We start from the raw sequence: 24,176 nt of genomic DNA on the forward strand, positions 1-24,176 counted from the left end.
CTTAAGCCAAGCCACCGACAATTAATTCCAAAAAAATTACTATCTTTGCACCGCTAATACAACTCATTAGCAACTAAAAACTAACGACTAATAACTAATCTATGGGCAGCAAAAACAAACTTAAACGCTTCGAAGAAAACAAAACCTTTGCCAACGTTATACAACCCTCACGAGACGAACTTCTGCAAAACAACTTCCCCTACAAAGGACGTTGGAACGAACTCTATTTCAAAAACAACAACCCTATCGTGCTTGAATTAGGGTGCGGCAAGGGCGAATACTCTGTAGGACTCGCTCAGCAAAACCCTCATAAAAACTTTATAGGTATCGATATCAAAGGGGCGCGCTTTTGGCGAGGTGCCAAAACTGCCGTTACTCAGCAAATCAACAATGTAGCCTTCTTGCGCACCCAAATAGAACTGATACAACAATGCTTTGCCCCCAACGAAGTAAGCGAAATATGGATTACCTTCCCTGACCCCCAAATAAAATACAAACGCACCAAACACCGCCTCACCAACGCCACCTTCCTAAACCACTACGCCCAAATATTAAAACCCGAAGGATATATACACCTGAAAACCGACAGCGAATTTATGCACGGCTATACGCTTGGCTTACTACACGGCGCAGGGCACAAAGTGCTCTATGCCAACCATAATATTTACAACAGCGATGGCGTACCCCCCGAAGTTACACAAATACAAACCTTTTACGAACAATTCTATTTACAACAAGGCAAGCCCATTACCTATATCCGCTTTCAATTAAAAACCCCATAACACACAACCCATACGCCAATGAAAACACTCCGAAAAATAATTATTTATAGCAATATAGCCGTAGCTGCCACACTACTGCTCACCTACCTAATCCCCTACCTCCCCCCTCACCGCATAGGCAACCTATCTGTGCTGGCACTAATAACCCCTGCCCTATTCCTTGCCAACATACTCTTCGCACTCTATTGGATGTTTCGCTACAAAGGCTGGGTATGGCTTTCGGTAGGCGTACTGACTCTCGGCTTCGGATACCTCAAGCTATGGGTACAACCCCTCAAGCTACACCCCGATACCACCGACTCCATCAAAATACTATCTTTCAATGCCCGCCTGTTCAACCACTATCATTGGCATAAAGACCTACAATTGCCCGAAAAAATCAACCATTTTTTTACCAAAGAAAACCCCGATGTAATCTTACTGCAAGAGTTCTACAACAACCAACGCTATTACCCCAAAAACTATCCCTACAAATCTATCATTGTAAAGCAAAAAAACGACAAGATAGGATTAGCTATATTCAGCAAATTCAAAATCTTAAAAGCAGGCTCGCTGAAGTTTGAAAACACTACCAACAACGCTATGTATGCCGATTTGCTCATTGGCAACGATACACTTCGTTTTTACAATATGCACTTAGAGTCGCTGCACCTCAATACCGATGACGAGAACCTGCTGCATATCAGTGCTGATGACGACAACTTTCAGCACCCTAATAAAGAAAAAGAAGCGCTTGTTGAAAATATCAGCAAGCGCTTCGAGAAGCAAGAAGACCAAGTGCAGCTCTTTATAGAGCATAAAGCCTATAGCCCTCATAAAACTATTGTTTGCGGTGATTTCAATAACACCGCCTATTCGTACATCTACCGCCGAGTGCGCGGCAACGACCTGAATGATGCTTTTGAGCAAGCCGGTAAAGGTTTTGGGCGCACCTACAACTTTCATTATTTCCCTATGCGCATCGATTTTATCCTACCGCACAAATCACTGAAAGTAATTCACTTCCAAACCCATTATTTAGAACTCTCCGACCATTTCCCACTTACAGCAACCTTCAAGCTGGCTAATGATTAATGATTACCAGCCAGGGTTTTGTGTCCATTTGCCATTTTCGTAATTAATATTCACTTCAGGAATTGCCCACGTAAGTTTGTTATTTCCTGGTGCAATATTCAGCTGGTAGTAATCAGCAGCAGGAGTTGTGATGATAATATCCATATTCTGAGGCGTACCACGCACTACTCCTAAGTTCCAACGTTTAATATCTGCCAATCGGAAGCCTTCAAATGCCAATTCGCGATTGCGTTCGTTTTGTATTTCAGTAAAAAGCGCACTGCCAGTAGCTGTTACATCGGTAGTAAGTCCACGCGAGCGGCGCAAGCGGTTTAGGTAAGTTTGCGCATTGGCTGTTTGCCCTAATTGATAAGCCGCTTCAGCCGCTATTAAGTACTGTTCAGCAATTCTAAATACCTTAGGCTTGTGCATATAAGTAGCATCAGAACCTGGGCTGTATTTCAGCTGATTGTTATCAGGATATTTAGTTACCAAATAAATATTGTTATAACGTGTACCGCTATAGGTAAAGTACAACTGCTTGATATAAGTTTCTTTACGCCAATCGCTACTATCAAACAAATCTACAAACGCTTGTGTAGGGACTACAGGTGCATTATACACTCGCAGCCAACTATCTTCGCCCAAATACTTACCATTAGCCTCTGTAGGCATTTCTCTTCCAGACTCGTCAAACGAAGCAAATAGCATCGTAATACTTTCGTTGTTACTATCTTCGTTCCACATCTTCTGTAAGTCGGCTTTTTGGCTTACCAGCGAGTAAGCACTATTGTTGATAACACTTTGTGCTGCGGTATAAGCTCCTTGCCAATCGCCTTTGTATAACAATACGCGTGCCTTAAGTGCTGCTACGGCATCTTTGCTAAATGTTGTTTTACCTGCCCTTCCTGTTACATCATTAAGGCGTTGTTCAGCCTTAGCAATATCGCTTAGTATAAAGTCGTAAGTTTGTTTTACACTGCTGCGTGGTGGAAAATCAGCCTCTATAAAATGGTCTAAAATAGGTAGCCCATAAGGTGAAGTTTCACTATAAGCAGGGCAGAAGTGCGTAACCAAATAAGTATAGTAATAAGCACGTGCCAAATAAAGCTCACCCAAATTATGTTTCACCTCGGTAGTAGCAGTAACATTGCCTGAAGCGATAGTAATATTAGGGATACCATCAATGCCTATATTAATATTGCGAATTGCTGCAAAATAACGCATCCATATAGAAGCCAGCGTTTCGTTGGACGAGGTAAGTAAGTTCCAATTGTGCAAGTTCAAAACATCATCACTACCTACAGAATGCCTTGTTGCATTTAGGAAATCGGCTTGGAAGTCACTTGCATACATAGGCTTGCCGTAGATATTAGAGCGCAATAAGCTATACATACCATTCACCCAATACTGAGCGTCACGAGGTGAAGCAAAAGTGTTTTTGTGTATGGGCTCTTTATAAGGTTCTTGGTCTAAGCTAAAGCAGCTATTAAGTAGCATAGCTACCCATACTGATATAATGATTCTATAAATTCCTTTCATTTTATTTATTTTTAAAAGTTAAGTTCTACCCCCATAGTAAATTGGCGAGTAGGAGGATACCCCCCTATAGCTATAGAAGCGTTGTATTCAGGGTCAGCACCTTCATAGTTAGTAAGGGTAAATATATTACGAGCCGTTCCGTAGATACGTATTCCATTGAAGAACTTCACTTGGTCTATCACCTCTTTAGGCAAGCGATAGCTTAGCGATACACTCTTCATACGCATAAAATCAGCTTTTTGTATCAAGCGAGAATCGCTGCCGTATATAAATGCAGGGCTGGTGATTTTGGGGTGGCGTGTTACATCACCTGGGTTTTTCCAATAATCTAAAGCATTTTTGCTTATATTAGCCATACCAAACCTACCTGGGTTTTCGGTGTTATACATATCTTGGTTTTTCATATATCTGCCCAATGAGAAAGCAAAGCTCATATCTAAGCTAAAGCCTTTATAGGCGATATTCCAACCAAAACCACCATTTACAGGAGCTTGTAGCTTCTTGCCTGTGGTTTGTATCAGCTTTTCAGAATCGTACTGCGTAGTTACATCATTATCATCGGTGCGCATTTCCATACGGTCGGTACCTGGTTTATAGTATTCTATTTCACCCGTTTGCGGATTTATTCCTTTAAACAATACCGCTGTAAATTCTAACGGACTGCCCAATTTATAACCTATACCACTGCTGGTAGCTTCCGAAGTTTTTTTGCCAAACAAAGCTGTAAGCTCTTGTTTGTTATAGTTCATATTGAAATAAGGGCGTATTGTCCAATTTTCGTCTTTACTTCTATACACTACTGAAGAGAACGTAAAGTCAATACCGCTATTTCGCATACCGCCAGCATTGTCGTACACCTGTTCGCTACCGCTGGTAGTATTGGTACGCCTATAAGTAAGCATATCATAAGTAGAACGATTGTAATATTCTATATTGAATGAAGTAGCACGAGCAATAACTACATTCAGTCCTATAGTAGTTTTCCCTTGTTCTTCCCAACGCAAATGAGGGTTTCCTAAGTTCTTTACTGTATAGCCCATTTGTCCGTTGTAGTAGGTATCGGGGTCAATAGTAGTAAGGTGACTATAACCACCTCCACCAGCATTTCCAGAGATACCGGTACTGAAGCGCAAATTTAGGTCGGTAAGCCAAGATATATCTTTTAAGAAAGCTTCTTGTTTTAGTTTCCACATTGCCCCTATAGCCCAAAAGTTGGCATAACGATTATCGCGCCCAAAGGAAGAAGAACCATCACGTCTTGCTGATAAATCTAAAAAGTAGCGATTTCGGTAATTATATTCTAAACGAGCAAAGTATGAATTGAAAGTGCTTTTGCTTTTATCGTCTTCTACTTTAATGTTTTTTATACCGTGTCCTAACATAGAAAGAGCATCAGAAGGCTGCCCAAAGGTAGTTACGCCAAGTGTTTGCGAAGCGTTTTCTATAGATTCTTGTCCTATCAGGAAGTCGAAGCTGTGATGAAGCCCCAACAAAAACCTATACTCCATCGTATTGGTGATGGTTTTGCGCAAATCACGTCCGCTACCATTATAAGTGTAAGGTCTATCGGTAAGTATAGGAGTAGAAGGACCTTTATATATCAAGAATGAAGGTAACTCTTTGCGTTCAGAACTACCAGAAGAGTATTGCAACCCTGCCTTTGATTGAAAGGTTAAATTCTTAATTGGTGTGAGTGCTACATAGATAGTTGGGAGGAAATCATCTCCATAGCTTTCTGAAGGGTGCTTTTTACCATAATAATTAGGGTGATAGAAGCCGTATTGTGTACGTTTCAGTATAGGGTTGGCAATAAATTCTTTTTCATTGCCGTTTGCATCATAGGGAGTAAGCATAGGCAGCGTTGTGATACGCGGTTGGTCTTGAGTACCACCACTTTCGCGTTCGCTGTGACCTACCGAAAATGAAAGTCCTGTTTTAAGCCATTTGGTTATTTCGGTATCGATGCTTCCGTTGAGGGTATAACGCTTATAGCTATCAGCAGGTACTAAAGAACCTTCTTGATTAAAGTACCCCATTGATAGATAGTAGGAGGTACTATTTGTACCGCCCGACACTGATACATCGGTGCGGGTGAGTGGTACAAAATTGCGGTAGAATACCTTATCCCAACGAGTATTATAAGGGTTTTCTCTCAATATTTTTTCTACAGCAGCTCTGGTATCGGCATCGGTGCTGCCTGTGATACCTGCGGCATTTCTTACCGAACGGGCATCTTTAGCTGCCCAAAAGTTTAGGTATTCTTCCGAAGTCATCATTTTATCGAAGAAATCGCTACTTGCACTGGTAAGAGCCGAGAAGCCCAATTGGTGGCTGATAGTGATATTAGTACGCTCGTTGTTGCGCCCGCGCTTGGTGGTGATAAGGATTACCCCATTGGCAGCTCGCGAACCATAGATAGAAGTAGAAGCTGCGTCTTTTAGTACTGTAATACTTTCTATATCAGAGGAATTGAAGTTGCTAAATACACTTTCGCTTACAGCTATTCCGTCCATAATAATAAGTGGATAAGAAGAAGGTGCATTTCGCATAAACAAACTTTGGTAGTTATTAAAGCCGTGTATCAAGATTTCGCCAGTACTACCAGGTCGCCCCGAAGCGCCTCGAGTATTGACAACCATCCCAGCGATACGCCCTTGTAAAGCATCGGCTAAGCTCGCATTGGGGGTTTCTGCAATTTCTTTGCCTTGCACTTGGGCAACTGAAGCTACAGTTTTGCTGGCTACCTTGCGGGTACCATAGCCTGTTACCACCATTTCGTCTAATTGTTGTACATCATCTTTTAGTACTACATTGATGGTTGCATTGCCTGTAACCTTGCGGCTAAGGGTTTGCATCCCCAAAAAAGTGTATTCTAATACATCGCCTACTTGCGCCTGCAACGAGTATTTCCCGTCCATATCAGTAGCTGCGCCTTGCTGAGTACCTTTTTTCAAGATGAGTACTCCAAATAAAGGGTCGCCTTTTTCATCTTTTACAACTCCCTTCACCTCAACGTTTTGTGCTGATATACAAAATGTTAGTAGCAAGAAGAAAGCTGTGAATAATTCTCTTTTTAAGTTCATTAGCTTATTTGTTTTTAATAGGGCGCAAATATAGCGATTATTTTTGAATCGTATATGTTTATTGTTTTATAAATTCTTCTTCTTCTGTGGTGAGTATATATTTGGCTTCGCCTTGCTTGTGAGGAGGGGTGTATTCAAAGAAAGGATTTTCTATATTTATCCTGTTTTCTTTCTTGATGTGTTTGTCTTGAGTGCCTGTACGCAGGAAGTTTTCTTCGGAAATAATGGTGTATGTTTTTCCTTCTATTTCTACGTTTACTTTGGCTTTTACAGCAAATGAACTGAATAGCATTTTGTTGTTATACGGGGTAAATGTGAGTTCCCAAGTGGCAAATTCTGTGGTTGATTTGCAGGGGATTTTTGATTTTCTTGATACTCTTTCAATTGTTTCTGAAAGGGGCTGATTGAAAACGATTTTCTTGATGGCTCCGCTGTGATTATCAAAGTAAATAACCGAATCAAACACCTTTAAGTGTACTTTTTCAATATAGGCATCGAAGGTTACGATGGTGTATTGGTTGTCTTTTTCTACTTTTTTAATATCAATGGTTTGGGCATTGTTCAAAAACACTAAATACGGACTTAAATGCAGGTACATCATCAGGGTTTTCTGTTCTAATGCCAATCCGTTGGCTATATCTTCTTCTTCGCCAATAATCTTGGCATAATCGGTGTTTTTTAATTCTATTTGAATAAACTTGTTTAGAGGTTCTTTAAAACGGAACACATAATCTTTGCTCCACCAATTTAGCTGGTTTTGGTAAAGGCGTATGAGTTTGCTGTTTTTGGTGGTTTTTTCTCTATAAGTGCATTCCAATATTTTGGCTTTGGTGTCGTACAGCTTGTGATAATTTTCTAAAACGTACTTTATTTTTTTCTTTAAATCGTAGTTGTATAACACCACTTCTTCAAGTTGTATTTCTTGTGGATTGAGATAGAGGGTTGTGCTTGTCAGAGTATTGATTGTGAGTATTTTCTTACTCATATAGCCTATATGGCTTAGGGTAAGGGTATCGGGTTCTATCGTAATTTTTGCTTTGCCTTCTTCATTGGTAATGGTGCCGTTGAGCGAGGTGGTATAATACACTTCGGCATTGGGAATGGGTCGTTTTGTGAGGGCATCAATCAGGGTAAGTTCGGCTACTTGTGCAGGGAGTAAGTAATGTAACAGAAAAAGGGGTATGAACAGGATTTTTTTCATTTTTGTGGATTTTATTGTTAATCATTTTTGTCCCACAAAATCTTTGCCAAAGAGGTGCAAGCCACACAGGCTTTTATCTTTCGGTGCGAGCCGCACGGGCTTCACATACTTGGCTACTTATTGTTCGCTCATCCTTCGCTGATCCTTCGCTCATCCTTCGCTCAACCTTCGTCACATACTCGGCTGCGCCAGCTCGCCGACTTTCCTTCGCTGATTGTTCGGTGGAGTAACTCAAATATGAGTATGGGATGAAAAGACTAACAACTATTTTTTAACCTTTAATCGTTAAGCTTTAATAATTATTTCGTATCTTTGCCGAAAATATTCCACAATGAAAAATTTCTTATCCGTTTTGTGCTGTTTGTTGGTAACAACAATGCTGGCTCAAAAAAAAGATTGGGAACAACAATATGAACTGGTAAGTCCTTTTGGATTTAATGAGGGCTTATGCGCCGTAATGAATGACGGCAAATGGGGCTACGTAAACGAAAAAGGAAAACTCGTAATCCCCCTAAAATACGATGCGGTTGATTATTTTAGCCACGGACTGGCTATTGCGGGCTTCTACGACAAAGGTTATGGCTTTATAGATACCAAAGGCAAACTGGTGATTCCTTACCGCTTTCATTATGCTTATCCTTTTTACGGCAATGCTGCCCCTGTGTGCGTAGATTACAAATGGGGCTTCGTAGGCAGGGATGGCGAACTGCATACGCTCTTTGAATACCACGAAGCGCATCGCTTTAAGGACGGTCTTTCGCGGGTGATGAAAAATCGCAAATATGGCTTTGTTGATAAAGATGGGCGCGAGGTTATTGGCTTGGAATACGACCAAGCTGACGACTTTTACAACGGACTGGCTGCGGTGAAAAAAGACGACAAATGGGGCTATATCAACACGCTGGGTAAGGTGGTTATTCCGTTTCAGTACTCTATGGCTACGCCTTTTGAAGAGAATGGCGAGGCGATGGTGTATATGTATGGTACGGCTATCACTATCAACAAAAATAACGAATGTGTATATGGCGCCGAAGAGCTGAAAAACCTCTATAAAACCAACAAAAAAGGTTGGGAGGTGTATTATGAGTTTATAGGCAAAACCCAGCACGGACTTACTCAGGTGGGCAACAATAGTCGTATGGGGCTTATCAGCAAAAGTGGCAAGGTGATAATTCCTGTAATATATGACGAAGTGCATATAGAAAATGGTCTTGTTTTTGTAAGTATTGATGGTAAAAGAGGTATTTTTACCCTTGACGGCAGAACGATATTGCCACCTTTCTACGATATGCTTAATTTTCTGAAAGATAAAGCAAACCTTATAGAAACTTTCCGCAATAGGAGCTTTTCGGTTGTGAACAATAAGGGGGCTGTAATTGTGCCTGAAGACGAATATACATATATAGACGATGACCAATGGAATAGTGGCACTATACAAGTGAACCACCGCAATGGCAAATGGGGGCTGTATAGCTACGAAGGCAAGGAGCTACTGCCTGTGAAATACGACAAAATAGAGCCTTTTATTTACAATCGCACCGAAACACGGGTGTATATAGGCGATAAAAGTTTTGTTATCAACAAAGAAGGTAAGTGCGTTAGAGATTGTGAGAACAACACGGAGTAATTATGAATTTTGAATTATGAATTATGAATTGGTTGTGCGACTCATAATCTAAAAACTAATAACTGGGGACTAAAAACTAAAAATATGCTTCACTCACAAATTATAGGCGAAGGGACGCCATTTATTATATTACACGGATTTTTAGGGATGTCCGACAATTGGCGTACACTGGGTTTGCAGTATGCCGCAGCGGGTTTTCAGGTGCATTTGGTAGACCAGCGCAACCACGGGCGTAGCTTCCATAGTGATGATTTTAGCTACCCGCTGATGGTGGCTGACTTGCTGGAATATGCCGAAGGGCATCACTTGAAGGCTTTTCACCTAATGGGGCACTCTATGGGTGGCAAAACGGCGATGCTTTTTGCTACCGAGCACCCTAATAAGGTGCTTTCGCTCATTGTTGCTGATATGTCGCCTAAGTTTTTCCCGCCACATCACGAGCAGTTTTTGCAAGGCTTGGCTTCACTTAATTTTGACACGCTGCACTCGCGTTCGGAGGCTGAAAAGCAGTTGGAGCGGTATGTGAGCGACTGGGGGGTACGTCAGTTTTTGCTTAAAAATCTTTATTGGGAAAGCAAGGAGCGCTTGGGCTTGCGCTTGAACTTGTCGTCTCTTATCAATAACGAAAGTGAAATAGGGGCTGAGCTGCCTGCTGGCAATGTGTATGACGGCAAAACGCTTTTCCTAAAAGGTGAGTTTTCTGAATATGTGATGCCTGAAGATGAAGCATTGATATACACTCACTTTCCTAACGCTGTAATTGAGCAGGTGAGCAAAGCTGGACACTGGCTTCACGCTCAAAACCCTACTGAATTTTACGATAAAACTATTCATTTTTTATGCGATACATTATAGGATTATTTGTTACGGCTACGATAGTATTTTTGTTGGGTAGCCTACGTGTTGGCGCTGAGATACAGAATTACGAATCGGCATTATGGGTGGCTTTGGTGTTATCGGTGCTAAATATAGTGGTACGCCCTATACTTACGCTGATATCATTGCCTATTACGTTTATGACATTGGGTCTTTTCTTGTTGGTTATCAATGCTATTATTGTGCTATTGGCGGCACAATTGGTAGAGGGCTTTCAAGTATTTGGATTTTGGGGTGCTGTAATGTTTAGTACTTGCTTATCGCTTTCGCAAACTCTTGCTTTTGCACCTTTTGAAAAAGATAAAGTAGAAAATTAAGAAAATAGATGTTGAAAAAGATATTCCAAAAACTCTTAGGGCAGCTGCTATTAGGCGTAGTAGCCTTTGCCTTGCTGGTGTGGGCTACCCTTCACCTCTTAGATTATTATACTGATCACGGAAAGTATATCGTAGTGCCCGACCTTACGAAAAAAACGCTTACTGAGGTGCAGCTTCTTTTTGAAAAAGAACACCTGCGCTATGAGGTACTCGATTCGACTGAATACGACCCTAAATATCCGCCTTTGGCAGTCATTAGCCAAAGTCCAGAGCCTAACGAGCGGGTAAAAGAGAACCGAAAAATATACCTAAATATTAACCCTACGGGCTATCACAAGGTAACAGTACCTAAGGTAATACAGGTTACACGCCGCAATGCTGAAGCGACTTTGCAATCGGTAGGGCTTACTATTGGCAATATTACTTATGTAGATGATATTGGCAAGGATATGGTGCTGGAACTGCAACACAACGGCAAACCCGTATTGCCAGGGGAAAAATTAGTGAAAACTTCGCGCATAGACCTTATTTGCGGCAATGGCTTGGAGAATAAAGATAATGACAGTATCCCGAGTGAAATTCCAATTGAAGAACTGATAGGCGAATAATGACATACGAACAAGACGATTACGATGAACTACTACCCGATGAGGAAGTAGGTAATGAGCTTTATGAGCATTATTGTTTCAAGGCTGGCAAAGGACAAGAACCATTGCGAGTGGATAAATTTTTGATGAACTTTGTAGAGAATGCTACTCGCAACAAAGTACAACAGGCTGCCAAACAGGGGAATATATTTGTAAATGGAAGCCCTGTAAAATCTAACTACCGCGTGAAAGCTAACGATGAGGTAAAGGTGCTTTTTGCGCATCCTCCTCACGAAGATTTGTTGGTGGCTGAAAATATTGCCTTAGATATCGTATATGAAGATGAGCAGCTACTGGTAGTGAATAAGCCTGCGGGTATGGTTGTACACCCGGGACACGGAAACTATAGCGGAACGCTTATCAATGCGCTGGTATATCATTTTGAAAATTTGCCTAACAATAGTAGTAATCGCCCTGGATTGGTGCATCGCATTGATAAAGATACTAGCGGGTTGCTGGTAGTGGCTAAAACTGAAGAGGCTATGCTGCACCTCACGCAACAGTTTTTCAACAAAACTACCGAACGTGAATACATTGCCTTGGTATGGGGCAATATAGCCGAAGATGAAGGAACAGTGCGCGGGCATATAGGTAGGCACTTGAAAGATAGGCTGCAAATGGCTGTTTTTGAAGATGGCTCGCACGGCAAAGAAGCTGTTACGCATTACAAGGTATTGGAGCGTTTTGGGTATGTTACTTTGGTATCGTGCCGTTTGGAAACGGGGCGTACGCACCAAATACGCGTGCATATGAAGCATATTGGTCATACGCTGTTCAACGATGAGCGTTATGGTGGAGACAAAGTGCTAAAAGGGACTACTTTTGCGAAGTATAAACAGTTTGTAGAGAATTGTTTTGCGGTACTTCCGCGCCAAGCGTTGCACGCCAAAACCTTAGGGTTTGAACATCCTATTACTCATCAATATATGCGATTTGACAGTGTGCTGCCTGAAGATATGCAGCTGTGTATTGAAAAGTGGCGCAATTACAAGAACTATACCCTTGATTAATTACCAAAAATGCGATTGAAGAACCCTTTCTTCTTAGGTTGTTGCTCTTCTTCTTTGTCTTTATTAGGTTTATTTGGGGCGTTGAGATCTTCTATAGATATAACTTCTTCATCGTCTATATCGTGTAGTTTACCGCTGCGTTCGTAGATACGGTAATGCAATTCGCCAGCTCTTATGGTATCTTTAGGAGGGGAACTCAGCAGTCGGTCAAAAAAGCCTTCGTGCACTTCGGCATCACAAGCTATAATTTCTTCTTTTATCTCATCGGGGACAGTGAAGGTAGCCCTCGTGAGCTTGCTGAATTTCTTATTGCGGTTTAGTTGTTGCACAAATAGGGCTGCTATGGGAAGTGCTGAATTAGCTCCTTGCCCAATACGGGTACTTCTGAAGCCTATTTGCTTGTCATTCCCCACCCAGCTAATCATTACAAGGTTGGGCAATAACCCTGCAAACCAGCCGTCTTTATTGTCCTGAGTAGTACCTGTTTTCCCTGCGAGGTCGTTGGTAAGCCCATATTGGCTACGCATACGGGCAGCTGTACCTGCATTAACAGTAGCACGCATTAGTTCTATCATCTTTTGTGCAGTAGCTTCTTGTAAGGCAGCTTCTTCTTTTTTAGGGTGATACTCCCATATTACAACTCCTTTTTTATTTACTATTTTTTGTATGAAATAAGGATGTGAAGGCACTCCGTTATTGGCAAAAGTAGTAAAAGCTTTTGCCATTTCTATCACAGGAAGTTCTGCCGAACCCAAAGCTATTGAAGGCACTTTAGGCAAAGAGGTAGTGATACCCATAGCTTTAGATTTAGCAATTACGTTATCTAAGCCTGCATAAAACAATGCCTGCACAGCAATAGTATTTAGCGATTCGCGCAACGCTTTTCCTACGGAGTAATATGTATAGGGGTCATCATCTGTTATTGAAGCATTTTTAGGAGACCAATATTTGTAATCGGCGTAGGTGAGGGCGCGTGGTGAAAAGTGAGTGCATACGGGCATTCCTCCCTCTAAGGCAGTAGCGTATACTATAGGCTTGAAAATGGAACCTACTTGCCGCTTGCTTTGCAGGATATGGTCGTATTTAAAGTGCTCGAAGTCAATCCCTCCTACATAGCTTTTTACTCCTCCAGATTGTGGGTCAACAGTTACAAAGCCTGTATTGAGCAAACGCGAGAAGAACGATAAGCTATCCAAAGTGCTATGCAATTGGTTTTTATCCTCTTCATAGAACGATAAGTCCATTTCTTTCTTTTCACTTAGCAGTTCCCATATTTGTTCATCTGTTTTGCCCTGCTCTTTAAGCTGTTTATATATAGGCAACCGCTTAGCTTCTTGCTTAAGCCACGCATTATCTAAGTTCCAAGGAGCTTTCTTGCCATAAGCCTGTTCAAATTCTTTTTGCAATCGTTCTAAATGCTTTCTAACAGCTATTTCGGCGTATTCTTGCATTGTTTTATCAATGGTAGTATAGATGCGCAAGCCATCTCTGTAGATATTATAAGGTGTACCATCTTCTTTTTTAATATCTTTAAGCAGTTCAGGCAATTGCAATCTGATTTGCTCTCGTAGGTAGAGAGCAATTCCATTACTTGCAATAGGGTTGTAGTGAACTTTTAGGCTATCTTTGCTATAATTATTGTAATCGTTCTCCGATAGCATCCCATTTTTTTTCATCTTTGCCAAAACGGTATTGCGCCTATCTTGGCTTCGTTTGGTTGCTGTACGAGGGTTGTAATTGTAATTTGCTTTTAGGGTGCCAATAAGGGTAGCAGCCTCATTGAGTGTCAGCTCGCGGGCGGGCTTACTGAAAAAACGCCACGAAGCACTCTCTATACCATAGGTATTATCGCTGAAAGGCACCGTATTGAGATATAAAGCAATGATTTCTTCTTTGGAATATACTTTTTCTATGCGCCGCGCAATAATCATTTCTTTGAGTTTATGCACAGGCATTGTGAGTTTGCCGTAACGTTGTTCCCTGCCAAAAAGATTTTTAGCCAATTGCATCGTCAAGGTACTACCTCCACCCGAAGAGTCATCTTGCAGCAAGAGCGTTTTGAAGAATACTCTAAACAAGCTTTTAATATCTACCCCACTATGCTCGTAAAAACGTTCATCTTCGGTAGCTATTAGGGCATTGATGAGGTATGGAGGAAAGTCTTTATATTCAATTTTCGTGCGGTCGAAGATATAGAACTTACCTATAAACTCTTCGTTGCAGTCGTAGATAAGACTCGCTTCGGCTTGTCGTAAGTCCTTCAAATCTTGTTTTGTAGGCAACGTACCAAATACCCCTAAATAAATAAGCAATATCAATAAAAAGATGCTTCCCACCCCTATAGTTGTAGGGATAAGAAAGCATCTTATATAAAACTTTCTGCTTCTGCCTCGTAATGAATACACAAGTAGTGGTATTGCGAGTATCGCTATTACTACCAATACCCATACCCCTTTAGCTGCATAGCAAAGCGTTTTGTATAACCACATACACAAAGTAACTACACTCTCCATTAGCCACGATACCAACGGAGCAACAGCAAATAAAACTTTTATAAGGTATGTTTTTAATGTATTCTTCAATTGTACCAATATTTAATCGGTGGCAAAAGTACAAAATAATCTACTAAAATGGTAAATCATCAGCATCATCATCTACAGGCGATGACGGTGGTGCTACTGGTGGCACTTGTTGCATTGCAGGAGCACTTTGCTGGGGTTGCCCAAAGGCTTGTTGCGGTTGCCCGAAGCTTTGTTGTGGTTGCCCAAAAGCTTGTTGCGGATAGCCGCCTTGTGGCTGTGCATAACCCTGTGGAGCATAGCCTTGCGGTTGTCCATACCCTTGTGGAGCATAGCCTTGCGGTTGCGCATACCCTTGTGGAGCGTAGCCTTGTTGCGGATACCCGCCTTGTGGCTGTCCATAACCTTGTTGCATATCAGCACTTTCTATACGCCAAGCTTGTATACTTACAAAATATTTCACTTCTCCCGCCGGATTTGTCCATTCGCGCCCGCGCAAGTTAATGCTAACCTTTACCACTTGGTTGGGCTGAAAATTATCCAAAAGGCTACACTTTTCCTGCACAAAGTCTATTGGCAAATATTGTGGGTATTGTTCTTCAGTAACAAGCACCAATTCACGTTTCTGAAAAGTACCATTAGCCCCCACTGTTTGTACGGGTCCTATCTTTAAAATACGTCCTTGAATTTCCATTGTTTTTATAATTTTAGATGGCTCAAATTACCATTCAATAATTCCAATTCTTATGCAAAGGTACAAAATAAATTACAACTACCAAATAATTGGATTATTATTTAAGAGGGCTTTCTCTAAGCTCAAAACGTATCTTCTTTGCAGCACGCAAATCATCTTGACTAATGAAATACCCTTTCAAAGGCTTGTCATCTACGTATATTTGCTGAATGTAAATATTCTTGTCAGAAGCATTACTTTCTATTACCAATTCGCCATTAGGGTAATAGTTTTCATCTAATCGCAAGGTAATTTTGTTGAACTTTGGCGAAGTGAGTGTATAAAGAGGCTCAGCAGGGCTCACTGGGTATAATCCCATCATTCCGTACACCAACCAAGCCGACATTACGCCTGTATCGTCATTACCTGGCAAGCCCGCTGGTTTGTTTTGGAAATATTCTTTAATAAGCTCATCTACCTTTTGTTGGGTTTTCCATTCTTTACCTTTCAAGTAATTGTACAAATAAGGATAAGCAATATCAGGTTCGTTTGCCATATCGTATTGTTTGGTATCAAAAATGCGGTCTAATTGTGCTTCAAAAGGCTTTTCACCGCCCATTAGCTGTATCATACCTTTTACATCGTGTGTTACCATATACACGTATTGCCAAGCATTTCCTTCTATATAGCCTACATTTTCTTCAAAATTAGCACCACTTTCAGGGTTAAAAGGCGCATACCAAGTACCATTTGCATAACGAGGACGCAATAGGTGTGTTTCTTTATCAAATAGTTTTCTATAAGTATAAGCCTGTTTGTTGAAACGCTCGTAATCAGCCTTTTTGCCTAATTTTTTAGCCAATTGCCCAATTGCAAAGTCAGCGATATTATACTCTTGAGTGGTAGATACAGGACCTCTTATACCGCCATCTACACTCAAATAACCATTTTTCCAATATTCTTCTACCCCTGGGCGAATAGGATTGTCTTCCAGCGTATTAGCTCCTTTTAGCATCGCTTCGTAGGCTGTATGGATGTCAAAATCAGTAAGCCCACGCAAGTAAGTATCGGCAATCACAATACTTGCTGGGTCGCCCACCATTGTAAAGGTTTCGGTAGAGTTGAGTTCCCATTTAGGCAGCCAGCCGCTTTCTTTATAAATATCAAGCATCGTGCGCACCATTTGCAGCTGTTGGTCGGGATATAGCAAGGTCATCAAGGGGTGGTAATTTCTGTAAGTATCCCACAATGAGAACACAGTGTAACGCTCTTTGTTTTTCCCAATTTTATTCGTGCTATTTTCAGGAAAATCACCATTCACATCATTTAGCAAATTAGGGTGCAACAAGGCGTGATACAATCCTGTATAGAAGATAGTTTTTTGGTCTTCAGTACCTCCTTCTACACGTGCGTGCAAAGCATCGTTCCAGTTGATACGTGCTGTCGCATATACCTCATCAAAGCTCTTGTCGCCAATCTCACGATATAAGTTTTCGCGGGCATTAGCAATACTCACATATGAAATTCCTACTTTTAGTTCCACAGTCTCTTCTTTATCAAATTGATAACGGAAGTAAGCCCCTATACTATCGCCTACTACCTCGCGTGCAAACTGTTCTTTCAGGCGTACTTGTCCATTGTACCACATCCATTGGGCTTCTACTCCTTTGTGCACTTCTGGTTGTTGCCATATGCCATAAGAAGGAGCTGCTTTATTAACTTTTGCCACAAAATAAACAGGATAGGCTGATTCCGGACTGTTGTAGCAGAATGAGCCTACCATACGCATCCCTTCTACTTCAGTAGGAGAGACGAATTTGAGCATAGCACCTTTTTCATTGGTAAGCCCCAAGCCTAAGTTGATGAGCAAGTTGGCTTCACCTTTGGGGAAGTGATAACGTGTAATTCCTGAGCGGGTAGCAGCAGTAGCTTCTGTTTTTATACCATATTTTGTAAGTTCGTTGCTGTAGTATCCTGCTTTGGCTATCTCATTTTTATAGGTAGAGCCGTATTTTAAATGATTTACTTCAAGAGCCCCCGTGGTAGGCATACTGATAATTACGCCTAAATCGGGGCAACCCACACCGCTTAGGTTAGCGTGTGTAAAGCCAGTAAAAAAGTTATTTTCATTTACATAAGGATTAGAGAGCCATCGGCTGTCTTTTTCCAACAGATTTTTTTCACCCGTAGTATCAAAGGCAACGTTAAAAGGCGAAATACTCAGCATCCCGCGAGGCACAACAGCACCAGGGTGCGTAGCCCCAAAGTTAGACGTACCAATCATCGGATTGATATAATCCACAGGCTGCTTCTGTGCCTGCAAGCTGCAAGCCACACTTAGTGCTACAATAGTAAGTAATTTTTTCATTTTTTTATTTAAAAACATAATGGTTAATCAGGCTACAAATATACAACAAAATTTTAAAAACAACTTAAAAAAAACAAAAAATATTTTTAAAATAACGTTAGAAGAGTTTTTTTGAATTCAAAATTCATAATTCCCCCACCGAAGGTTCAGCGAAGGAAAGTCGGCGAGCTGGCACAGCCGAGTATGTGACGAAGGATGAGCGAAGGTTCAGCGAAGGTTCAGCGAAGGTTCAGCGAAGGATGAGCGAAGGAAAGTCGGCGAGCTGGCACAGCCGAGTATGTGACGAAGGAAAGTCGGCGCAGCCGAGTATGTGAAGCCTATGCGCTTCACAATTCAAAATTCAAAATTCAGAATTCAGAATTCAAAATTCAACATTATTTTATATCTTTGTGGCTAAATACTATAAATGATGAAAAACATATTATTGATAGGCTTGCTGTTGCTGGGAGTAGCAGCTTGCCAATCGCCTAAAAAAGAGGCGACTTTTACCGAAAAAGACCTTACCATTATCCCAAAACCTCTTTCGGTGAAAATGGGTGAGGGTTACTTTGTATTTAACGATGAAACAAGGTTTGTCGTGCGTGACACAACCGCGTTTTTGTTGCCGTTGTATCTCCTTGCCGAAGAATTGCAGCTGATGTCTGCTCGTCCTAAAAAAGAAAGAGCAAAGCGTAATTATATGGAATTGTCATTGGACAAAACGCTGCCTGCAGGGGGCTATATACTTTCTTCGGATAGGGATAAGGTAATCATCAAGGCAAGTGATGTTGAGGGAATTCGGAATGGGTTGCAAACGTTGCGACAATTGTTCCCGTCTGAAGTGGAACACAAGATTAAGGGGCGCGAGTGGGTGATTCCTGCCGTAACCATTGAGGACGCTCCTGCTCACCAATGGCGTGGACTGATGCTGGATGTGGCTCGGCATTTTTTCCCCAAGGAATATATCCTTAAAACATTAGACCGTATGGCACTACTGAAACTCAATGTGCTACACTTGCACTTGGTAGATAATGAAGGGTGGCGTATTGAAATCAAGAAATATCCAAAACTAACGGAAGTAGGGGCGTGGCGTGTAGACCAAGAGGATAAATTGTGGGACGAACGTGTGCCCAACGATGCTGATGCGATAGCTAAGGGCGCTAAAAAATACGGCGGGTATTACTCTCAGGAGGATATTGATGAGATGGTGAGGTACGCCTCATCAAGAGGGATTACAATTGTGCCCGAAATAGAGATGCCTGCACACGTGATGAGTGCTATTGCGGCTTACCCCGAACTTTCGTGCCACAAACGCCCTATTGGGGTGCCTTCAGGGGCTGTGTGGCCTATTACAGATATTTATTGTGCAGGTCAGGAGGAGACTTTTGAGTTTATTGAAGGGGTTCTTACGGAAGTGATGGAGCTTTTCCCAAGCAAATACATTCACATTGGGGGCGATGAAGCTACTCATACCGAATGGGAGCGTTGCCCTAAGTGTAAGCAGCGGATGAAAGAATATCATTTGAAAGATGTACATCAGCTGCAGCGTTATTTCATCAATAGAGTGAATGATTTTTTGGTTTCTAAAGGTAGAACTTTGGTGGGCTGGGACGAGATTGTAGAAGAAGGATTGGCTAAGGATGCCGTAGTGATGAATTGGCGTGGCATAGAGGTTGGCAAACAAGCGTTGGCACAAGGTAATAAGCTGGTACTGACGAGTGATTGTTATATCAATCATTATCAGGGATTACCCGATTATGAGCCGCTGGCAAATGGGGGCTATTTGCCGCTGAAGCAGTTGTATCATTATAACTTAGAGAAGGATAAGCTTTCGGCTCAAGAACAAGCAGGAGTATTAGGAGTACAGGCTAATTTGTGGGCTGAACACGTAGAAACCACATCGCATTCAGAATATATGATTTTCCCACGACTATTAGCGCTTTCGGAAATTGCTTGGACGGATAGTAAGTTGAAAAATTGGGAGGATTTTATGGGGCGTGTAGAGCGTTTTATGCCTCGAATGGATGCAATGGGCATCAACTATTCGCGCTCGATGTACCAAGTAGTGCCTACGGTGGAAAATAAAGATGGGAAGGTATATTTGCACTTGGATTGCGAAGTGCCTACTGCCGAAATAAAGTATGCACTTGGCGGTGTGTCTATAAATAAAGGGCAGCGTTATACAGCGCCTATTGCCATCGAGGGAACAACTACTTATAATGCAGCGGTAATGCAGGGAAATTTTTCAACTACAATTACTACAGGGGAGATTACATTTCATAAAGCTATGAACAAAGAAGTGCATTATAAGGTACCTTATCATAAAAAGTATGGGGGACAAGGAGCTGGAACGCTTACCAATATAGTGCGTGGCACGAAGGATTTCCACGATGGGCAATGGTTAGGTTGGCTGGGTGATGATGTTGAAATGACAATTGATTTAGGGGCTGCAACAACAGTCAGTGAGGTGCGTGTAGGTGCAATGGACGCGCAATCATCGGGGATTTACTTTCCTGTAAAAATAGTGGTAGAAATATCGGCAGACGGCAAGCGTTATGAAGAGGTAGCTGCAAAAGAAGTGCCTTGTGAAATCAGAGGAAAAGCTTCACTAAAGGATTTTGTGCTAAAATTTGCCGCCAAAGAGAGTCGTTATGTAAGGGTTAAGCTAAAGAATGTAAAAACACCGCCCAAAGGGGGTGATGCGTGGTTGTTTATAGATGAGGTTTTAGTGTTGTAGGGGTTCTCTAACTGAGATACCCCACAGCAAAACCTATACAAACGGTTAAAAACTTTAATAAATTAAAGCGATGTCCTTCAGCATTTTCAAAGAGTATCACTGTAGAAATATGCAAGAAAATACCAATGACTATCCCCGAAAGTTCAGTATGATAGGCTCCTAACTGAGGGACATTCGCACTCAGAAACGTTCCCAGCGGTGTCATTAGTGCAAAAAATAGTAAAAAGAAGGTTGTTTTCCACTTACCAACACCTGAATTGATAAAAAAAGTAGTTAGAACAATAGCTACGGGCAGTTTGTGCATAAAAATACCATAGACTAAGTTCTGATTGTGTGCGTGCGAAAGAGGAAAACCTTCCAGAATAGAGTGGATACTGAGGCTAATAAAGAGTGAAAGCGGAAAGACTGTATGCTGATGTGCTACTGTATGTTGCGAATGACCGTGCTCAGCGCCGTGAGAAAAGAATTCTAATACAATTTGCAGCAGTACACCAATGATGATGAATAAGCCTATATGTTTAAAATTGTGAGTGTGTTCTTCGTGGTGATACACTTCAGGAATCAGCACAAAAACAGTAAGTGCAAGCAAGAAAGCACCACTAAATGATAGCAATAATTTTATATACCACTGGGAAGAGAGTTTGAAGAGGGAGACAACTGCAAAGCCCAGCAAGACAGCCAAAAAAGGAAGGAAATAAGTCATTTACAAAAATAGTTATTGAGACCGCAAAGATACAGTATTTTTTTTAAATTCTTTTTTTCCTATACTTAAAGAATGGATAATCCATTTATTTATTGTATCTTTGCAGAAAGTTACTATTTTTTTAGAGCTTTTTTTCAAATACAAAATAACTAATTTTTGTCATAAGACAACTGCCAATATTATAAAATGTTAATTATAAATTATATGCATACAGTAAAAAATTATATCAACGAGAACAAAGATCGCTTTATTGCGGAATTGATTGAGCTACTTAAAATGCCTTCAATCAGTGCTGATAGTGCTTATTCGCAAGATGTGCTGAATACAGCTGAAGCTGTAAAAAACGCCTTGGAAAAGGCAGGCTGCGACAAGGTGGAAATATGTGAAACACCAGGTTACCCTATCGTATATGGCGAAAAAACAATAGACCCTGCCTTGCCTACAGTATTGGTATATGGACACTATGATGTGCAACCTGCTGACCCTATTGAGCTTTGGACATCCGACCCTTTTGACCCTGTGATTAAAAAAACAGATATTCACCCTGAAGGGGCTATTTTTGCGCGTGGGGCTTGTGATGACAAAGGGCAGATGTTTATGCACGTAAAGGCGCTTGAATATATGGTGAAAAACAATGTGCTACCTTGTAATGTGAAGTTTATGATTGAAGGTGAAGAGGAAGTGGGTTCTGAAAGCCTAAGTTGGTTTGTGAAACGCAACCACGAGAAGCTTAAGAATGATATTATTCTTATTTCCGATACAGGTATGCTTGCTAATGATACACCTTCTATCACAACAGGCTTGCGTGGACTTAGTTATGTGGAGGTAGAGGTTACTAGTGCCAACCGCGACTTGCACTCGGGCTTGTATGGTGGTGCGGTTGCTAATCCTATCAATGTGCTTACTAAGATGATTGCTTCGTTGCACGATGAGAATAATCGCATTACTATTCCTCATTTTTACGATAAGGTAGAAGAGCTTTCGCAGGCTGAACGAGATGAGATGGCTAAAGCTCCTTTCTCATTAGAGGCTTATAAAAAGGCATTAGATATTGATGCTGTATATGGCGAAGCGGGGTATAGTACTACTGAGCGTGCTTCTATACGCCCCACTCTTGATGTGAATGGTATTTGGGGTGGTTATACAGGGCAAGGTGCTAAAACGGTTATCCCAAGCAAGGCGTATGCTAAGATTTCGATGCGTTTAGTACCTAACCAAGATAATCACGAAATTACAGAACTTTTCACCAAGCACTTTGAAAGCATTGCTCCAGAGGGGGTACGTGTGAAGGTTACACCTCATCACGGTGGTCAGGGATATGTAACGCCTACTGATACACCTGCTTATCGCGCTGCTGTAATGGCTTGCAAAGAGAGTTTTGGCAAAGAGCCTATTCCTGTGCGTTCTGGGGGTAGTATTCCTATTGTAGCGCTTTTTGAAGAGGAATTGGGCAGCAAATCTATTCTTTTAGGCTTTGGCTTGGATAGTGATGCGATACACTCGCCTAATGAACACTATGGTATTTTCAACTTTTTGAAGGGTATTGAAACTATTCCGTGGTTTTATCACTACTTTGTAAATAATAAATAGTAGCTAATTGTTGCTAAAAAACAGAGACTTCGCCGAAAATTGTTACTTTTAGCGAAGTCTTTTTTATTTTTTATTTCATTGATTTTTAACTATATAGAAAATAAAGGTAAAAAAAATTAATATTTTTCTGCCAAAAAATTTGCAGGTTTCAAAATTAGTTGTACCTTTGCACCGCATTTGAGAAAGACATAACATTCCTCCTTAGCTCAGTTGGTTAGAGCATCTGACTGTTAATCAGAGGGTCACTGGTTCAAGTCCAGTAGGGGGAGCAAGAAAAGGGAAGGCTTTACGTAAAGTAGAGCCTTTTTTTTATTTTTATATTTTCAGGTTGTGTAGTCATATTTTTTTTTTACTGATAATAAGCAAGTTGGATAACTTTTTGAAAACCAAAAACGTATTTATGAGGACTGGGGATTTGCTGAAGTAGATGCCAAGCCTAAACTTATCCTTAATTTTTACGGACCTCCTGGTACCGGAAAAACAATGGTATCGCACGCTGTAGCCAAAATGCCCAACAAGAATATTTTGGCAGTTAATTATGCTGAAATAGAGTCTAAATATGTGGGTGATGCTCCTAAAAACTTGTTCAAGACATTCAATGCTGCCAAAGAAGCCGATGCAGTTCTATTTTTTGATGAAGCCGATTCTTTCTTAGGAAAACGTATCCAAAACGTATCTAACAGCTCCGATCAAGCGATCAACTCTCTCAGAAGCCAAATGCTTATTCTTTTAGAAAATTTTGAAGGGGTTGTTATCTTTGCTACTAATTTAGCCGACAATTATGACAAAGCTTTTGAATCGCGTATTCTCAAACACATCCACTTCGATTTACCTACTCTAGAAAATCGAGAAGCGATTATTAATATTACAATCCCCTCAAAAGTACCTTTTAGTGCAGAGATTAATAAAGAAGAGTTATGCAAAAAATTAGCCGAAATTTCAGATGGTTTTTCAGGACGTGAGATAAAAAATGCCGTTTTAGAAAGTCTTACCAATGCAGTGCAAAAAGCAACAGAAACCCTTGACGAAAGTGTTTTCATTGAAGGTTTTGAAAAACATAAAGAACGACTTCTAAAGTTTGAAGAAGAGCGCAAACAAAAAGGTATTAGCAAGAAACTCAAGGAAAAAATAGAAAGCAAAATAAAAGCTAAACTTGCTGAAGAAAAAAATGAAAATACAGAAAAACAAGAATAACTTTTATTCTCTTTTAAAGTATTCCTTAATCTTCATTGACACGAGCTACAGGTCGTGCCTTTTTCTTTACATACCATATCACTATCCAAATCTAATGTCTAACACCTAATCACCATTCACAAACAAAAAAAAGAGCAACTCATTATCAGAATTGCTCTTTTATAAGAAGGCGGCGACATACTCTCCCACGTAACCGTAGTACCATCTGCGCTAAAAGGTTTAACTGCTCTGTTCGGAATGGTAAGAGGTGAGACCTTTGACTATAACCACCTTAA

At 41.0% G+C, this 24,176-nt stretch carries 17 protein-coding genes, 1 tRNA gene and 1 rRNA gene; 11 read left to right on the plus strand and 8 right to left on the minus strand.

The window, feature by feature from the left end:
* Positions 1-101: 101 nt before the first annotated feature.
* The gene (gene trmB / locus J4N46_RS11060; RefSeq protein ID WP_208059340.1) at positions 102-782 is read left to right on the plus strand and encodes a tRNA (guanosine(46)-N7)-methyltransferase TrmB; all 681 of its coding nucleotides are present in this window, start codon (positions 102-104) and stop codon (positions 780-782) included.
* A gap of 18 nt (positions 783-800) precedes the next feature.
* A complete protein-coding gene (locus tag J4N46_RS11065; protein WP_208059341.1) occupies positions 801-1,856 on the plus strand; it encodes an endonuclease/exonuclease/phosphatase family protein in 1,056 nt (351 codons plus the stop codon).
* Between the two features lie 3 nt (positions 1,857-1,859).
* On the opposite strand, the gene J4N46_RS11070 is transcribed toward J4N46_RS11065, so the two are convergent.
* The 3 genes from J4N46_RS11070 to J4N46_RS11080 are packed head-to-tail and all read right to left on the minus strand — an operon-like array spanning position 1,860 to position 7,661.
* Positions 1,860-3,377, minus strand: coding sequence for a RagB/SusD family nutrient uptake outer membrane protein (locus J4N46_RS11070; protein ID WP_208059342.1), 1,518 nt, complete (start codon positions 3,375-3,377; stop codon positions 1,860-1,862).
* A gap of 11 nt (positions 3,378-3,388) precedes the next feature.
* Entirely contained in the window at positions 3,389-6,460 is a 3,072-nt protein-coding gene (locus J4N46_RS11075) for a SusC/RagA family TonB-linked outer membrane protein (protein WP_208059343.1), read from the minus strand.
* Between the two features lie 58 nt (positions 6,461-6,518).
* Positions 6,519-7,661 carry a carboxypeptidase-like regulatory domain-containing protein gene (locus tag J4N46_RS11080; RefSeq protein WP_208059344.1) on the minus strand — a complete coding sequence of 381 codons (1,143 nt, stop codon included), beginning with the start codon at positions 7,659-7,661 and terminating at the stop codon, positions 6,519-6,521.
* A 331-nt stretch (positions 7,662-7,992) separates the two neighbouring features.
* On the opposite strand from J4N46_RS11080, the gene J4N46_RS11085 reads away from it, so the two are divergent.
* The 5 genes from J4N46_RS11085 (at position 7,993) to J4N46_RS11105 (ending at position 12,138) form a co-directional block, all read left to right on the plus strand.
* A complete protein-coding gene (locus J4N46_RS11085) occupies positions 7,993-9,288 on the plus strand; it encodes a WG repeat-containing protein (protein ID WP_208059345.1) in 1,296 nt (431 codons plus the stop codon).
* A gap of 84 nt (positions 9,289-9,372) precedes the next feature.
* Positions 9,373-10,143: an alpha/beta fold hydrolase gene (locus tag J4N46_RS11090; protein ID WP_208059346.1), complete on the plus strand. Its 771-nt coding sequence runs from the start codon at positions 9,373-9,375 to the stop codon at positions 10,141-10,143.
* On the plus strand, positions 10,128-10,481 hold the full coding sequence (locus J4N46_RS11095; RefSeq protein ID WP_009416084.1) for a phage holin family protein: 354 nt from the start codon (positions 10,128-10,130) through the stop codon (positions 10,479-10,481). The genes J4N46_RS11090 and J4N46_RS11095 overlap by 16 nt, the downstream gene beginning before the upstream one ends.
* Positions 10,482-10,489: 8 nt before the next feature.
* A complete protein-coding gene (locus tag J4N46_RS11100) occupies positions 10,490-11,089 on the plus strand; it encodes a PASTA domain-containing protein (RefSeq protein WP_208059347.1) in 600 nt (199 codons plus the stop codon).
* On the plus strand, positions 11,089-12,138 hold the full coding sequence (locus tag J4N46_RS11105) for an RluA family pseudouridine synthase (protein WP_208059348.1): 1,050 nt from the start codon (positions 11,089-11,091) through the stop codon (positions 12,136-12,138). The genes J4N46_RS11100 and J4N46_RS11105 overlap by 1 nt, the downstream gene beginning before the upstream one ends.
* Here the strand turns inward: J4N46_RS11105 and J4N46_RS11110 are convergent.
* The 3 genes from J4N46_RS11110 to J4N46_RS11120 all read right to left on the minus strand — a co-directional run bounded on the left by J4N46_RS11110 (position 12,135) and on the right by J4N46_RS11120 (position 17,698).
* On the minus strand, positions 12,135-14,729 hold the full coding sequence (locus J4N46_RS11110) for a transglycosylase domain-containing protein (protein ID WP_208059349.1): 2,595 nt from the start codon (positions 14,727-14,729) through the stop codon (positions 12,135-12,137). The genes J4N46_RS11105 and J4N46_RS11110 overlap by 4 nt on opposite strands.
* Before the next feature lie 34 nt (positions 14,730-14,763).
* Entirely contained in the window at positions 14,764-15,351 is a 588-nt protein-coding gene (locus tag J4N46_RS11115; RefSeq protein ID WP_208059350.1) for a DUF3127 domain-containing protein, read from the minus strand.
* 97 nt (positions 15,352-15,448) lie between these two features.
* Positions 15,449-17,698 (minus strand): GH92 family glycosyl hydrolase, encoded by a 2,250-nt coding sequence (locus J4N46_RS11120; RefSeq protein ID WP_208059351.1) that lies wholly within the window; start codon positions 17,696-17,698, stop codon positions 15,449-15,451.
* A gap of 406 nt (positions 17,699-18,104) precedes the next feature.
* Between J4N46_RS11120 and J4N46_RS11125 the strand changes: the two genes are divergently transcribed.
* Positions 18,105-20,414 carry a glycoside hydrolase family 20 protein gene (locus J4N46_RS11125; protein ID WP_394369237.1) on the plus strand — a complete coding sequence of 770 codons (2,310 nt, stop codon included), beginning with the start codon at positions 18,105-18,107 and terminating at the stop codon, positions 20,412-20,414.
* A 7-nt stretch (positions 20,415-20,421) separates the two neighbouring features.
* On the opposite strand, the gene J4N46_RS11130 is transcribed toward J4N46_RS11125, so the two are convergent.
* Positions 20,422-21,117, minus strand: coding sequence for a ZIP family metal transporter (locus J4N46_RS11130; RefSeq protein WP_208059353.1), 696 nt, complete (start codon positions 21,115-21,117; stop codon positions 20,422-20,424).
* Between the two features lie 204 nt (positions 21,118-21,321).
* Between J4N46_RS11130 and J4N46_RS11135 the strand changes: the two genes are divergently transcribed.
* From J4N46_RS11135 to J4N46_RS11145, 3 genes are all read left to right on the plus strand, one after another.
* The gene (locus J4N46_RS11135) at positions 21,322-22,707 is read left to right on the plus strand and encodes a dipeptidase (protein ID WP_034557253.1); all 1,386 of its coding nucleotides are present in this window, start codon (positions 21,322-21,324) and stop codon (positions 22,705-22,707) included.
* 195 nt (positions 22,708-22,902) lie between these two features.
* Positions 22,903-22,976: transfer RNA gene (locus J4N46_RS11140), tRNA-Asn, on the plus strand.
* A 175-nt stretch (positions 22,977-23,151) separates the two neighbouring features.
* On the plus strand, positions 23,152-23,901 hold the full coding sequence (locus J4N46_RS11145; RefSeq protein WP_317194300.1) for an AAA family ATPase: 750 nt from the start codon (positions 23,152-23,154) through the stop codon (positions 23,899-23,901).
* 164 nt (positions 23,902-24,065) lie between these two features.
* Here J4N46_RS11145 and rrf read toward each other — a convergent pair.
* Positions 24,066-24,175, minus strand: a 5S ribosomal RNA gene (rrf, locus tag J4N46_RS11150).
* Position 24,176: the final 1 nt, after the last annotated feature.

The organism is Capnocytophaga bilenii (genome assembly GCF_017565765.1).
Classification (GTDB): domain Bacteria; phylum Bacteroidota; class Bacteroidia; order Flavobacteriales; family Flavobacteriaceae; genus Capnocytophaga; species Capnocytophaga bilenii.

Coding starts and splice junctions, on each gene's coding strand:
- J4N46_RS11115 (WP_208059350.1), bottom strand. CDS start 15,351: ATGGAAATTCAAGGACGTATTTTAAAGATAGGACCCGTACAAACAGTG.
- J4N46_RS11095 (WP_009416084.1), top strand. CDS start 10,128: ATGCGATACATTATAGGATTATTTGTTACGGCTACGATAGTATTTTTG.
- J4N46_RS11070 (WP_208059342.1), bottom strand. CDS start 3,377: ATGAAAGGAATTTATAGAATCATTATATCAGTATGGGTAGCTATGCTA.
- J4N46_RS11125 (WP_394369237.1), top strand. CDS start 18,105: ATGATGAAAAACATATTATTGATAGGCTTGCTGTTGCTGGGAGTAGCA.
- J4N46_RS11080 (WP_208059344.1), bottom strand. CDS start 7,661: ATGAAAAAAATCCTGTTCATACCCCTTTTTCTGTTACATTACTTACTC.
- J4N46_RS11065 (WP_208059341.1), top strand. CDS start 801: ATGAAAACACTCCGAAAAATAATTATTTATAGCAATATAGCCGTAGCT.
- J4N46_RS11085 (WP_208059345.1), top strand. CDS start 7,993: ATGAAAAATTTCTTATCCGTTTTGTGCTGTTTGTTGGTAACAACAATG.
- J4N46_RS11135 (WP_034557253.1), top strand. CDS start 21,322: ATGCATACAGTAAAAAATTATATCAACGAGAACAAAGATCGCTTTATT.
- J4N46_RS11075 (WP_208059343.1), bottom strand. CDS start 6,460: ATGAACTTAAAAAGAGAATTATTCACAGCTTTCTTCTTGCTACTAACA.
- J4N46_RS11130 (WP_208059353.1), bottom strand. CDS start 21,117: ATGACTTATTTCCTTCCTTTTTTGGCTGTCTTGCTGGGCTTTGCAGTT.
- J4N46_RS11090 (WP_208059346.1), top strand. CDS start 9,373: ATGCTTCACTCACAAATTATAGGCGAAGGGACGCCATTTATTATATTA.
- J4N46_RS11105 (WP_208059348.1), top strand. CDS start 11,089: ATGACATACGAACAAGACGATTACGATGAACTACTACCCGATGAGGAA.
- trmB (WP_208059340.1), top strand. CDS start 102: ATGGGCAGCAAAAACAAACTTAAACGCTTCGAAGAAAACAAAACCTTT.
- J4N46_RS11120 (WP_208059351.1), bottom strand. CDS start 17,698: ATGAAAAAATTACTTACTATTGTAGCACTAAGTGTGGCTTGCAGCTTG.
- J4N46_RS11100 (WP_208059347.1), top strand. CDS start 10,490: ATGTTGAAAAAGATATTCCAAAAACTCTTAGGGCAGCTGCTATTAGGC.